This window comes from Prevotella sp. P4-98 (assembly GCF_002251405.1).
Classification (GTDB): Bacteria; Bacteroidota; Bacteroidia; order Bacteroidales; family Bacteroidaceae; genus Prevotella.
In genome coordinates this window covers 24,367-39,049 of the sequence record NZ_NPJC01000028.1, presented here as the reverse complement: position 1 = coordinate 39,049, position 14,683 = coordinate 24,367, and the positions used below count along the sequence as shown (strand labels likewise).

The 14,683-nt window shown below is 45.9% G+C and carries 8 protein-coding genes and 1 pseudogene; 2 read left to right on the top strand and 7 right to left on the bottom strand.

From position 1 onward, the window contains the following. Positions 1-58 precede the first annotated feature (58 nt). From CIK96_RS04535 to CIK96_RS04505, 7 genes and pseudogenes are all read right to left on the bottom strand, one after another. Positions 59-2,770, bottom strand: a complete 2,712-nt coding sequence (locus tag CIK96_RS04535; RefSeq protein ID WP_094439910.1) for a two-component regulator propeller domain-containing protein — start codon at positions 2,768-2,770, stop codon at positions 59-61. Between the two features lie 279 nt (positions 2,771-3,049). Further along, positions 3,050-4,924: pseudogene (locus CIK96_RS04530) on the bottom strand (OPT family oligopeptide transporter); the annotation flags it as partial. Between the two features lie 16 nt (positions 4,925-4,940). Continuing rightward, positions 4,941-6,098, bottom strand: a complete 1,158-nt coding sequence (locus CIK96_RS04525; RefSeq protein WP_094434734.1) for a MalY/PatB family protein — start codon at positions 6,096-6,098, stop codon at positions 4,941-4,943. Between the two features lie 5 nt (positions 6,099-6,103). Next, positions 6,104-6,952, bottom strand: coding sequence for a DUF3737 family protein (locus CIK96_RS04520; RefSeq protein WP_094434732.1), 849 nt, complete (start codon positions 6,950-6,952; stop codon positions 6,104-6,106). A gap of 156 nt (positions 6,953-7,108) precedes the next feature. After that, positions 7,109-8,548, bottom strand: a complete 1,440-nt coding sequence (locus CIK96_RS04515; RefSeq protein ID WP_094434730.1) for a tetratricopeptide repeat protein — start codon at positions 8,546-8,548, stop codon at positions 7,109-7,111. An 18-nt stretch (positions 8,549-8,566) separates the two neighbouring features. Then, the gene (locus tag CIK96_RS04510; RefSeq protein WP_094434728.1) at positions 8,567-9,328 is read right to left on the bottom strand and encodes a LytTR family DNA-binding domain-containing protein; all 762 of its coding nucleotides are present in this window, start codon (positions 9,326-9,328) and stop codon (positions 8,567-8,569) included. 18 nt (positions 9,329-9,346) lie between these two features. Next, positions 9,347-11,377 (bottom strand): histidine kinase, encoded by a 2,031-nt coding sequence (locus CIK96_RS04505; RefSeq protein WP_094434726.1) that lies wholly within the window; start codon positions 11,375-11,377, stop codon positions 9,347-9,349. A gap of 836 nt (positions 11,378-12,213) precedes the next feature. Between CIK96_RS04505 and CIK96_RS04495 the strand changes: the two genes are divergently transcribed. Next, positions 12,214-13,110: a sugar phosphate isomerase/epimerase family protein gene (locus CIK96_RS04495; RefSeq protein WP_094439907.1), complete on the top strand. Its 897-nt coding sequence runs from the start codon at positions 12,214-12,216 to the stop codon at positions 13,108-13,110. Positions 13,111-13,140: 30 nt separating this feature from the next. Next, positions 13,141-14,652 (top strand): DUF4992 family lipoprotein, encoded by a 1,512-nt coding sequence (locus CIK96_RS04490; protein ID WP_158214826.1) that lies wholly within the window; start codon positions 13,141-13,143, stop codon positions 14,650-14,652. Positions 14,653-14,683: the final 31 nt, after the last annotated feature.

Sequence of the window (14,683 nt, the reverse complement as noted above, 5' to 3'; positions counted from 1 at the left end):
GTGAGTGAAGTACAAAAGGAAAACGAGTTTTTCTTTTCGCTTTAGTTCCTTTAGAAAACTATTCTCTGCTTGATGATGCATAGTCGCGTGGTGATAGACCGAAGCGCTTGCGGAAACACTTGCCGAAATAACTACTATCCTTAAAGCCTGAACGATATGCCACTTCGTTGATGCTGAGGTTAGTGTGTTTTAGCAGTTCGGCAGCACGTGATAGTCGGAACTCCTTGATAAGATCGAGTGGTGCAAAGCCTGTGACGTTCTTCACTTTCTTGAAGAATGCCGATCGCGACAGCCCCATTTCAGCAGCCATGGTATCGATGTTGAATTCGCTGTTTTGCAGATTCTCATCGATGATGCGATGCAACTGGTCTATAAACTCCATACCTTTTTGCTCAACATATTGTGAGTAGTCAATCTCTTTGGCTGGTGTAGCGGTGGCCATAGTATGTAGCTTTGCCAGTCGTTGACCGATAATCATTTCGTTTCTCATTCGGTTCATTTGCAGTCCTGTGCGTACAATGAAGAATGTGATGATGCCGATGACAGCCAGATAGATAAGATATGCCCACCATGTGGCCCACCACGGTGGAAGTATGCAGATGTGCAGTTCGTCTCTTGAGCAGAGTGTTGGATTGCTGTCGTCTATTGTTTCAACCACAAAGGTGTAGTTACCTGGTGGTACTTTGGTGTACGATGCTTGTCTGTTTTGTCCGCTGTAGTTCCAGTCGTGGTCGTATCCTTTCAGTCGGTATCTGTATGCCACATTGTTGTTATTGATGAAGTTGAGTGCGGCAAATTCGATGGTGAATGAATTCTGATCGTGTTTCAGTTCTATCTGTTTGAGTTGGTCGATGCCATGTTGGTTTTCTATGCGTTCCAGTTGTTGGGTGATGTTTCTGTTGTTTACGCTCATATTGGTAATGAACGTATGGTAGTTACTGTTTTCGTTGACCAGATGCTTGGGGTCGAAGACGATGATGCCTTGTTTGCATCCTAGCCATATTTCACCATTGTTCATGCGACATGCAGAAGCCTCTTCAAATTTGACATCAGGCAGTCCATCGTATTTGTCGAAGTTACGTATGCGTTCATTTTTCGGATTATAGCAAGCAATAGTGGTTTCTCCTGCAAACCACAGTCTGCCGTTCAAGTCTTCGGTAATGGATACGATGACATCGTTGCGCAGTCCTTCTCTCATGCCAAGTGTTTTGAAGTCAGGACAGTGTTTGTGTTTGTCGTAGTTGGTTAGTCTGCTCAGTCCACCACCGAAAGCGCCCATCCATATATTATCCCTGTTGTCTTTGAAGATGGTGTAGATGTCGTTGTTAGCAAACGATGATGCACGCTGTTCCTTATAGGTTTCAAATTTGATGTCTTGTGGTTGGCGGAATTTGGTATCTGTACTCATCAGTCCGTCAATCGTTCCAATCCATAGCCGTCCGTGTTGATCCTCGGCCATGTTTCTCACTTCAGTATATAATCCGTAGGACGGGTAGTTGATAAATCCGTTGTGTCTGTTGTAGAAAACCAGTTGCGTGCTGCCGTTTTGTTTCACCAGATTGAGCCCGCCATCGAGAGTTGCTACCCAGATATGTCCTTTTTTATCAGTATAAGTCATATATACCGCATTACCACTGATGCTTTGTGGATTATTGTCATCGTGTAGGTAGTGGTTCAGTCTGTATCCAGTAGGCTGGCTGTTATCGGGTGTTGCCACGACAAGTCCGTCGCGTTTGGTTGATAGCCAGAGTCTGTGGTGCTTGTCTGCCATGACGTGGTAAATGGCTCCGATACCATGAGTCTTATAGTCGAAGGTATGTATGCGTTGTCCTTGTGGGTTGAGAATGAAAACGTCTCGGCTTCTAGTGCCCACCAATACGTTGCCATTAGGAAGTTGAAAGATGCTTCTTACTCCCGTTTGATCGAAATCAAAGGGGATGAGTTTGAAAATGCTTTTTGGTGAATGTATGCAATAGATGCCGTTCGTTGGAGTTGTTACCCACACAAGGCGGTCGTTGTCTTCGTAGATTTGAACATAGTCGTTGATGCCAGCTTGTGCAACTATCGCCTCCAGCTGTGTGTTTTTCCTCTGTTGCAGATTGTCGTTGTCTGCCATCCGTTGTTGTAGTTGTTTGCCTCTGGGTACAGCAAAGATGCGATAGTCGCGTCCCACCCATACTGAATATCCGTTGTTTTCTTCACAGTAGTCACGGTATAGTTGGTAGGTGAATGGGTTGATTTTCCCTTTTGACGAAAACAGTGTCTTGATGTCAATATGTCCCTTGGGGGTTGTTGTTGCCATCAAGAGGTTCTTGTCTTTTGTAAGTAGCAATACTTGCCCATTATCTGTAGCCTGCAGTTTAATGACCTGCATGTTTTGCGAGAGGTGTTTGAGTTCCTCGCCTAAGGCATGAAACCGTCCTGTGCGTCGGTAGAATACATACACTTTCCAATCCACGGTCTTTAGCCAAAGATTACCTTGTTGGTCTTCTGCCATGCTTTCTATCTTGCGTGGTGGTATGTCAGAGTCCGGGCGTGTACTTTTCTTCATTGTCTCGAAGTGGCTTCCGTCAAAACGACATAGTCCATACCATGTGCCAAACCACAGAAAGCCATCGCGGTCTTTCATCGCACAATACACATTATTGCTTGGAAGTCCGTTGCTGGTTGTATAGTGGTCCGTTACAAGTAACGATGCTGTTTGCCCCCATACTGTTAATGCGGGTATGATGGTCAGTAGCAGTACCAGACAGTTTTTAAGTTTCGTCATGGTGACAAAATTACAAAGATTTTTTGAAAATCAATGATATTCCTGATAAAAATATGTGCATTGGTACTCATGTAATAGGACATTTCTCACAATCGCTATCTTGTGTGGTGTTGTTATTTGTTGTTATCAAATATAAAGATATAGGTGCATCGTGATAGAGATAACGGGAACGAATATTACAATACGCTTACTTCTATTTCGGCAAAGAATGAAAATAAGAACGGGTGTGATAAATCATTCTTTTCCTCCACACCCGTTCTCTGTATTCCTGTCACATGATTATTTTCTTGTGGCGCGAATGAAATAGGTAATCAGTAGAATATATGCAACGAGCGAGAGGAGTTCGCTCAATGGGTTTGCCCACCATGCTGTATAGTCAAACTGCACACCACCGAAGCGCAACAGTGCACTGATGACTCCCATTAATGCACCACCAGCAATGAATCCTGAAGCGATGAGGTTGCCCTTTTCGCCACGTTCTTTATTCTCTTCTGCATTCTTAGAACGTGATGTTACAAACCAATTGACAGCACCGCCAATCAGCAGTGGCACGTTGAGCTGTATGGGGATAAACATGCCCAATGCGAAAGCCAGTGCAGGAACTTTACACCAAGTGAGGATAATAGCCAGTATGGCACCGATGGCATAGAGAACCCAAGGCGCTCCTGTGCCTGTCATCAACGGATCGATGACAGCAGCCATAGCATTTGCCTGAGGTGCAGCGAGTGCTCCTGATGCAAAACCGTATGTCTCGTTGAGTAGCATCATGACACCACCTACAGTTGCAGCACTTATCAGTGTACCGAGGAATTTCCACGTTTCCTGTTTACGAGGTTGTGTACCTGTCCAGTGTCCAATCTTCAGGTCGGTGATAAACGAACCTGCCATAGAGAGTGCTGTGCATACCACTCCGCCCATGATGAGTGCAGCCACCATACCGCCGGTGCCGCTCAGTCCTACAGCTACCATGACTACCGAAGCAAGTATCAATGTCATCAGTGTCATTCCTGATACAGGATTGCTACCCACAATGGCAATGGCATTAGCAGCTACGGTAGTGAAGAGGAACGCAATGATGGCAGTAAGAAGAATAGCTACTACGGCAAAGAGCAGTTTGCCGCCCATAACACCAAACCAGAAGAAGATGAAGGTGATGAGCAATGTAGCAATGGAAGCGATGGCGATGAAGCGTAAGGACAGATCGGCATCATTTTTTTGTTCTGTTGTTGGTTCGATATCTGTTGTTTTAGCGGTAGGTTTCATGCGTTTCACTGCGCCAATGATGATGTCGCGACTCTTGATAATACCTATGATGCCTGCCATGGCGATGGCACCGATACCTATCGATTTGCCATAGCTGGTGAATATTTCCTCTGGCGACATTGCACCTACTGCTGTAGTAATGGAAGGGTTCCATTGGTTGAGGACCTCGGTAGGGAAGAGTAGTGCCATTCCGGGCACTACCAACCACCATACAAAGAGTGATCCCAGTGTGATGATGAGTGCGTATCGGAAACCGATAATATAGCCCAAACCGAGAACTGCCGCCCCTGTATTGTTTTTGAATACGAGTTTAGCGCGGTCTGCCAAATCGCTACCGAATGGTATCATGCGGCTGGTTACATTCTCGTTCCACCATCCGAAGGTTGCCACGATAAAGTCGTAGAGACCGCCAATCAGTCCGGCCAACAGCAATGGGCGAGCCTGTGATCCACCTTTCTCTCCACTCTTTAAAACCTGTGTAGTGGCAGTAGCTTCAGGGAAAGGAAACTGTTCGGCAGGAGCTTCTACAAAGTATTTGCGGAAAGGAATAAGGAAAAGGATGCCGAGCACACCGCCCAATAGCGATGCAATGAAGATTTTCAGGAAGTCGGCTTCCATTCCAGGATACTTGGCCTGCAGGATATAGATGGCAGGCAAGGTGAAGATGGCACCAGCCACAACGGCTCCAGAACAGGCACCAATCGACTGGATAATGACGTTTTCGCGTAGTGCATTGTTGCGCTTGGCTGCTGTTGATACGCCCACGGCAATGATGGCGATGGGGATGGCTGCTTCAAAAACCTGTCCTACTTTCAGACCGAGATAGGCTGCGGCAGCCGAGAATAGTACAGCCATGAGTACACCCCAGGTGACAGACCATACGTTGACTTCGTTTTGTTGTTTCATATTATAATTTTAGTTTGATTCTGTTCATAGCTTCCTCCAAGCGTTTGCGCTGGCAAGCAATATTGACACGGACATAGCCACGACCACTTTCGGCGCCGTACATAGTGCCAGGATTGAGCCATACTTGAGCTTCGTCGAGCAGTCGTTGGCAGAGTGCATCAGTCTCCTCGCCACCAGCCGATACGTCAATCCATGGTAGATAGGTGCCTTCCAATCGGCATACTTTCCATTGCGGGATGTTGTTTCCCACAAACTGACAGAGCCATTGGTAGTTGCCCCAGAGGTATTCGTTGAGTTGGTCTATCCAGTCTTCGCAGTCGTTGTAGGCTGCCATAAGTGCCACATTGCCGAAGGGATTGATATCGCACACCTCATTGATATTAATAGCTCGGTTCAGTCTGCGTCGCCATTCGGGGTTGGCGCAAATCATGTTGGCAGTCTGTAGTCCGGCAATATTAAATGATTTGGATGGTGAATTCAGTATCACGCTGTTTTGCCGACAACTCTCGCTCACGGCAGCAAAAGGTTGGAATCGGTGTCCAGGCATGACAAGTTCGCAATGTATTTCATCGCTAATCACCTTCACATCGTGCTTCATGCAGATGGTATTGATACGCTCCAGTTCGTCTATAGTCCACACTCGTCCTGTTGGATTGTGTGGATTGCAGAGCAAAAGCATCGTAGTTTTCTCTTCTGCACAACGTTTTTCCAAGTCCTCCCAGTCTATTACAAACGTATCGTTGTGGCGCAACAACACGCTTTCTGATACCTGACAACCGTTGTTTCGGATTGATGAGAAGAAGCAATTGTAGTCTGGCGATAGCATCACCACTTGTTCGCCAGGCATGGTCAGTGCCTTGATAGCCACCGAAACGGCAGGTACTACACCAGTGGTATATAGAATTTCGTCGCGGTGGATAGTCCATTGGTGGCGTCTTGCAAACCATGAGATGACGGCATTATAGTAGTCATCTTCCACCAGAGTATAGCCGTAGATGCCCTGTTGTGCTCGTTTTACTACTGCTTCGACAATGGCAGGAGCTGCTTCGAAGTCCATATCAGCTACCCACAAGGGTATAACCTTGTCTGATGGAGCCTCGTCCCACTTTACACAGTGGGTGCCCCGGCGTTGTGTCGGTTTGTCAAAATCGTATTTCATAGGCTTTATAGCTTGCGAGTTTCTATTACACAGTTGTTAGGTTGCCGCACATTTTTGTCGATGGTGATGCTACCTATCGAGTCTGCCACGATGTGTCCCGACGTTGGATTTTTTATGTTTTCCACATGTCCGCGGATGTCTGCCTCTACTGTAGAATATTCGAAGATGCGGTCACATTCCGCATCGAAGGTACAGTTTTCGAGTTTGAGGTTATCCACATAGCAGAGCAGTTGTTCGCCTTTGAGGTGGCAGTTGACGAGGCGCACGTTCTTGGAGTGCCATGCCAGATACTCTCCATCGAGCTCAGAGTCATAGACCGTCACGTTCTCACACTCCCAGAATGAGTCTTTCGTGGTGATTTTAGCATGGTGTATTTCCACATTCTCGCAGTATTGGAAGATATATTTCGAGTCGCTCACCAGTCCGTCCACATAGATGTTGCGTGCAAACATAAAGGGGTATGTCCCATCGTGTAGTGTTACGTTTTTCAGTCGTACATCTTCTACGCGCCAAAAAGTTTCGTCGGCATCTGTAATCTCAACGTTTTCCAGCGTCACGTTTTTCATTTCGCGGAAGAATTTCGGACCGTCAATCTTGGTATCTGTCATTGTAAGATTGTCGGTGTACCAGATGGCAGAACGTGATCCTGGTGCAAAATAGCAATGGTCAATTTGTGCACCATCAACGTGCCACCAAGGATATTTTCCATAGAAGTGACATCCTGTTGCAGCGATATTGCTACATTGCTTGATACCACTCTCACCATCTATGATGGTCACGTTATCCAGTTGTAGGTCGTGTGTGGCGAACAATGGGCGTTCACCACCGAATTGTTTGTCTTTTATCAGTTCCATATGTAATCTTGTCGTAGCCCATCAACAGAGCATTTATTTGTTTTATTCCGCAAAATTACGACTATTTTGTGGAAAATCCCTCTCCCTTTCCACTAATTTTTCTTTCTGTTAGGTATAATCGGAAATACAGGTAGTTTTTCGGTCTTTGAGGTATCTCTATGTTTCTTCGTTCTGCATCAGAAAGCGGAATACCATATCGTGGCTTTTCTGTTTGAATCGGCTTCTGCGTTTACGCAGTGTAGGTTCTGATGTTTTGGTCATCATGGAGATGGTGGCATTGTTGCATCCGAGGAAGGTGAGGATAGCATATATACATTCGTCTTCGGTCAGTTCGGTGAACAATCTGCGAAGGTTTTGCAATGGTTCAATAAACACCTCCACCACACTATCAAGCAATGGCATGCGTTCTGGGTCTGACAGATATTGATGATCGGTGCGATATTTCAGTTGGTAGAGTCGCATGTATTCGGGTCGCATCTTAAACAAATCTCGTGCCACTGCCAATTGTTGTAAGCAGAGTGTATAGAGTTTTTCGTTGTTGGGCATTGTTTGCCCTACCTTGTTTTGACTTTCTTCCGCAGTCTGTTGTATTGTGTTTCGTTCGCGGTAGATTTGCAGTTTGAGGTTTTCCAAGCGTTTCTGTAAGCGCATGATACGTTTTTTGTTGCGGTGTGATACAAACATGATGGCAGCCCCCATAATCATCAGCACCACAACTACCATTACCATCCATTGCGTGCGTTGCAGTTTCAGTTGTGCGTTGTAGCGTTCTTGCTGATATTGCTCAGTCAAGTCGCGCATATCCTCATCGCGCCTTTTATTCCAATATTTGTCAAGATAGTTATACGATGTATCTGCAGCCACACATGCTGCTTCGTAGTTTCCTATGCTCCGTTCAGCCAAGAAGAGTCGTTGGTATAGTTTCGATCTTCCTTCTAAGTCCTCTTTGGGAATATTGGCGATTGCCTTACGGGTGGCATCGATACACAGTGTCCATTGTTTCAAATACTGATAGCAGCGTGACTTATTATAATAATAGTGAAATTCATGGGCATCTATGTTGCGTGCATAACTGTATGACTTGTCGGAATAGGCGAGTGCTTCGTCAAACTTCTCCATGCTGAGTTTCAGTGCACCGAGGTTGTTGTATGCATTGTAAATGCCGTTGGAGTCGTTCATGGCAATGGCTTTGTCGAGTGCTTTATTGAAATAGTAGGTAGCCGAATCGTTCTTGTGTATGAGATAATAGGACGATCCCACTCTTGTGTATAGTTGTAAGTGAAGAGTGTCGTTGCGCATTGCCAGTGCGGTGTTGAGTCCGCGGTGTGCATATTCTATAGCTTTCTTGACGCGATCTTCCTCCCAATATACTTTCGACAGTAGTGCATAGGTGCGTGCCAGTAGCGGTGTAGGCTCGTTTTCGTCTTGCAGTTGCAAACTGCCAAGCAGCATTTCGCCAGCTTCGGTCCATTTGTGATCCTTCTTAATGAGTTGTTCGCTTTGCTGATATAGCATTTGTGCCTTTTCTGCCTTATTGCTACATGCCCCCATGGTGATGATGGCAAGGAGCATGATGATGAGTTTCAAATAGTGCATGTGTGATGTGTTTAGTGTTTATAGTGCATAGAAAGCATCCATTAGTGAGCGTTTGTAGTTTCTGCTCACCTTCAGTTCGTCGATGTCTTGCAGTGGCTCTTTGAGAAAACACTGCGACTCCTGTATCATTTTGACGTGTTCTATGTTGACAATATAGCTTTTGTGAATTTGTACGAAATCGGCAGAGTAGTCCAGTATAGTATCGCTATTGCTGCGTGATCGTAGGCAGTAGATGTTGCCATCGCAGCAGATTACTTCCCATTGTTTCCTGTCTGTATTGAAGCGGAAGAAAGCCACCTCAGAAGCCTGCAATACAATATGTTCGCCCGTTGCGTTGATTACGATAATTGATTGACGGCGCTGTGGTGCAACTGTCTGCATGGTTGGTATTTCCGTCAGTTTGTTTTCGTAGTAGCGCATCATCAGCATTGCTACATCTTCTGGTGTGGGTGGTTTGAGCAAATAGTCGAAAGCCTGTAGATGAAGGGCATCTATCATATATTTTTCGTGGGCGGTATAAAACACCACTTTGGTATTTGGTTTTACCTGATGACGTATCTGTTGGCAGAATTCTATACCCGTCATGGATGGCATCTCTACATCGGTGAATATCAAGTCGGGTTGTAGTTCTATCACCTGTCCGACAGCCGTCGGCCCATCGTAGGCAGTACCTACCACTGTTACTGGGTGATTGCTTTCAAGTATTCGTTTCAACACTTCGACAGCCACGACGCTGTCATCAATGATGAATGCTCTGATATGTCGTTCCCTATTAGTCATAAGCTCTTTTATAAAAGGTTATAGTAAGAAGTCGAAACTGTCGGGCACAGTAATCCACGAGCGGCATCCTGTTTCTCCGGCAGGCAGGTCTCGCCTGTTCATTATGCCGAAAGCAATCTTACTGTTGTTGTGGTCGTTGAGCATTTGTATGGTTTGTTGCACCACTTTCATACCGGTGTGCATCTGTTCTGTTGATGTAGGTCCCAGTCCCATGCCGTTGTCGAGCACTTCTATTTCAGTGCTGTCAGTTCCTTTTCTGTGTATTTTGATGAGTAGGTCACGATATTTGCCTTCCACTATTTTCTTGGGTCTCAGTCCGTGTTTGATAGCATTCTCTACATAGATTTGTACCACCATAGCAGGTATAAACACACGGTCTGTGTTCACGTTTTTTTCTTTTTCTATCTTGAAACGGAAGTCAGATTCCATCTGTTGTGACTCGATGCTGACGTAGTATTTGATGAAAGCCAGTTCTTCGCTGAGTGTTGTTTCCAGCATTTCGGTTTGTGCCAGTCCTCTTCTTAGCAGTTGTGTCAGCGATGACAGGTTTACCTTTTTTCCATTCATTTGTGCCAGCATTTCATGGTTGAGTGCGTTGAATATGAAGTGAGGCGATATGCGGTTACGTATGTTTTCCATGCGTAGCCTTACAATCTGTTGCCTTACTTTCAGATTGTGTAGTTGATGTTGTCGGTGTCGCAGATAAACCAATATGCCAAGCACGATGATAATGAGTGTGGCAATGAGGAATAGTCCCCATGCCAGCAGTCCCATGATATATTGTCGGTCAATGATGTGCTGTTGTTCGTCCAGCTTTCTATTGTGTTGGTATTGAAGCAGATTGGCATTCATGCGCATGGTCATGTTTGCCGTTTGTATTGAGTCATTGATGGCATCTTTTTGTTGGTGAACTGCATAAGCTTGGGGCATCATCTTAGCTGTGCGATACACCAGTTCTTCGATTCTGAGTCGTTGCACCACTGCCGCAGGCAGCATGTGCTTGGGTGTTGAGGCTTCAGCCATGCGCTTTAGTGCCCGGTCAGTATGTCCTTCTTTAAGGTCGAGCCCAATGCGCGATGTTTCGATATAGTAGCGCACAATATCGAATCCTGCCTGTTGGAAGAACGCGTCAGCCTCGTCGAGTGCCTGTCGGGCTTGTTCGGTGTGTCCCAGCCACACGTAGATTTCGCCCATATTGGCACGTGCAGTGTAGTAGTCCCATGCTTTGGTAGAGTCGCCTTTTACCAGTGTAGCAGCTTTTTTGAAATAGGGTAGAGCTTCGCTGTATCGTTGTTGCAGGTACAGATCATTACCTCTGTTATTGTAGAAGATGAATTGATCTGCTCTCTGCATCTCTGATACGTGTTGTTCGGCGCGTTTCCACCATTTGTTGCTATTCTCATAGTCTGCCATGAAGGTATATACTGTAGCTATGCCCAACTCTACGGCAGTGTTGGCATTGGGGTTATTCATCGTGTCTGATAGTGCAAGTGCCTGCATATAGGCGTCGGCGCTATAGTCGAGTTTTCCCAATTGTCGGTAGTAATCGGCTTGGTTGGTTAGTGCAGACAGCATCAGTTGAGGGCGTGCGTTGATTTTTTTGAGTTGTTCTATAGCCTTGTTGTTATAGACCAGTCCAGAATCAGGTCGCCCCATGATGGCAGTATGCCACACCCCTTTAGCCAACAGCCATTCGGCTTGCAGCAGATTGAAGTCGCTGCCTCCACGTCCGGGCTTGCGAGCTTTGTGGTTACAACTGCTGATATACTGTTGTATGCGGTTCATGGTAACCTTCATGGAGTCAGTCTGCATGCGGGTGTAGTATAGTTTATTGCGCATAGAGAGCCAGAGGTAGTAGGCGTCGCTGTCTTTTGCTGCCATCAACTGTTGGTTGATGCATCGCGAGGCGTATGCCGTACGTCCCATACCTATCGAGTCTTCCACGTTTGTACGCAGTGTTTCTTGTTGCTTTTCTTCTTGCACAACGTCGCATCCCGTCATCATGGCGAGTGCAAGCAAGCCCCCTGTCACTGTTTTTAGTTTCCACATAGTTATTGCCAGGTTATGTTTATGTAACCGCAAAAGTAGGCATTTTTTCTGAAAAAGCCATCATCTTTCTCATGTTTTTGTGTGCTAATGCCTTTTTTCAATTTTGTATTTCCTCTTTCTAATCCTTGTTAGGCATGGTGCTTTTTTGCTCGTTGATATGTGTGGCATGTGGCATCGCTATTGTTTTTTTATATTGATGTGCAACCCATTATTCGATGTTTTTTTGTATATTTTTATTGTGGTTGTGAGAGTTATGAACAATTTTATCATAAGGGTGTTGCACGTTTGATAAAGGTATTATCCAACGTTTGATAAAAGTGTTATCCAACGTTTGATAAAAGTGTTATCCAACGTTTGATAAAAGTGTTTTCAACGTTTGATAAAAGTGTTATCCAACGTTTGATAAAAGTATTTTCAACGTTTGATAAAAGTATTGTCTAATGTTCGACAAAGGTATTTTCCAATGTTGCCAAAGGTGTTTTCAAACGTTTGGCAAAAGTGTTGGCAATGTCGAAATGAAAACAAAGTGATTGTTGGTCAGTGGTCGAACGGTGGTCGAATTTCCCGATTTTTAGGAATCGACCACCCGGTGTAAGTGCCTGTAAGCGTGCGTTATATTGTAGAATGGTGGCCGAGTGGTCGAAAATTTTAAAGGCACGCGTGCGTGCGCATGTGTGCGCGTACATTATATTATAATATTATAGAGATAAGCTAAATAAAAAAAACTGTGAAGCAAAAACAAAGAAATTTATTTTTTTTAGTGTTTATGATGACAAACCGTGCAATGGTGCGTCATTATACTGAAATACTATATAGTATAGTTTGTACAACCTAAAATGAAATTAAAAACATCCACCTTACACATGATGATATGTGTAGCCTTCATGATAATGACAAATGTCACAACGGCATTTGCACAGAAATATCGTGTGGCTGCATGCGACTGGATGATGCTGAAACGACAAAAGTTAGGAGAGTTTCAGCTTGCTAAAACCATTGGCGCTGATGGTATCGAGATGGATATGGGGCCATTAGGCAAACGACCGCAATTTGACAACAAACTCCGTGATCGTCATTTCCAGCAACTCTTCCGTCATACAGCCGATTCACTTGGTATCGAAGTGCCATCGGTAGCCATGTCTGGATTCTTTGCACAGAGTCTGATAACGCGCGACAACTGGCGCGACCTCGTAGCAGACTGTCTGAAAACCATGGACGTGATGGGTGCCAAGGTGGCATTCCTGCCATTGGGAGGCACTGGCCGCGAGTGGCAGACGATGACAGGCGAACCCTATAACACACTTGTTGCACGTCTGCACGAAGCCGGAGAGATGGCACGCCGCGAAGGCAAAACTATCGCGCTGCGCACAGGAATGGATGCCCGCCACACCAAGCGGATGCTTGCCGATGTTGATAGCAAGGGCGTGAAAGCCTACTTCAATCTTCAAGATGCCGTTGACCAAGGGCTCGACCCATCGACAGAATTGCGCATACTGGGCCGACGCCGCATCGCCCAGATCCATGCCTCGCTGACCGACAGCGTCACCCTCGACCGCGATACGCGAATCGATATGCCCGCAGTGAAACGCACCCTCGACCGCATGGGGTGGAGCGGATGGCTCGTAGTGGAGCGCAGTCGCGATGTAAGTCGTGTCAGAGACGTGAAGTATAACTTCTCCACCAATGTGGCATACCTCAAGAGACTGTTTCAAGAAAAAAGAGACAATAAATAAAAACTAATTACTAACAAAATGATTTATTCTATGAACAAAAATCGAATCTTTACATCAGGTAAAATGTGTGCCATAGCCCTCGTAGGTGCTGGTGCGCTGATGCTTGCCTCATGTGCAGAAGACGGTTTCACAGAAGAGCAGTTCGTTAGCTCTGTTACCAACAGCAAGCTCACAAACCCAGAACTGACCTTCGGTTCGCAGGTCAATTCCGACGGAAGTGAGAGCGTCATTGTGAAATGGGAAACCGTAGCTGGTGCCGGTGGCTACGAGTATGAGGCTTACAATGTGGACGACCCCACAAAGCCAGTAGAACTCGCTAAGGGTACTGTAGATGGAACATCGTTCACATTCCCCAAAGCAGAGGACACCAACTACGAGGTGAAGGTCCACACCATGGGCAACACCCGATTGAACAATACCGAGGCCGATGCTCCTGAGGCAGTGAAGTACAGCACACTGGTGCCTGCCATCACTATTCCTGCCGGTCAGGATATTGCCGAATTCGTTGCTGCCAATATGCAGGACAGCGAAAACGAACAGGCCTTCGAGTTGGAAGCAGGCGGTCAATACACCTGCAACACCGCAGTAGATTTCAAAACCAACAAGATGACTTTGCGCGGTAACAAACTCGACCATGCCACTGTGGTGATGGGCGAGAAAGCTGCCATCTTCACTTCAGCACAGCTTAAAGTGAAGTTTATTAAATTCGACTGTAGCGCCATCAATCGTAAGGGTGGTGTCATCGAGATGTCACCAGAGCCTCCTGCATCATGTTCAGCCGAAGCCCAGAAGGTGGGTGCCGGTAAGAACGGTGGCAAACCAGCCGATGTCTATATCCTGCAAGATCCTATCGTCATCCAGGATTGCGCCTTCAAAAACGTATGTGACGGACTCTTTTCAGTGGGCGAGTGCTCATGGGGTATCGCCGATGTGCGCGTGATGAATTGCGTGGTTCAGTTGAACAACGATGGTATGAAGAACTCCAACGGTGCCATCATCTGCGGATTCTCTAACGGCTTCAAGGCTCCAAGCGGTGGCTCATTCTGGTATGGTGGCATCAAGAGTATCACCATCAAGGAGAGCACCATCTACAACATTGTAAGCAACAGCAAGAACCGCATGTTCCGTTTCAATAACAAAGACTTGGATCGTGCATTCCCCACAGCCGACGGTAGCTGCACCATGATGGACAATACCTTCGTGCGCGTTTATGACAAGAAAGAGTTTGGTAACAACACTCCTAACCGCAAGGAGTATGTTATCACCTTCGATAACAATATCTTCTACGACTGTTTCCGTCTGCAAAAGTTCATTCAGGGCAACTGCACCAAGACCTTCCATCAGGAGCTGAACACCATTCAGGGCATTGCCAACTCAGTTGATGGCACCGACAAAGGCAAGTATGCAACAGAAGAAGAAATCGGTATCGATGTCGCTGAGACCAAGAAAGAACTCGACTTCACACAGCCCAACTACGGTATCAATTTCAAAGCCACAGGTGCTATCTCAAGTACTATTGGCGACCCACGTTGGAAGAACTAATCCATTAACGACCAAAAAATATAACTGAACA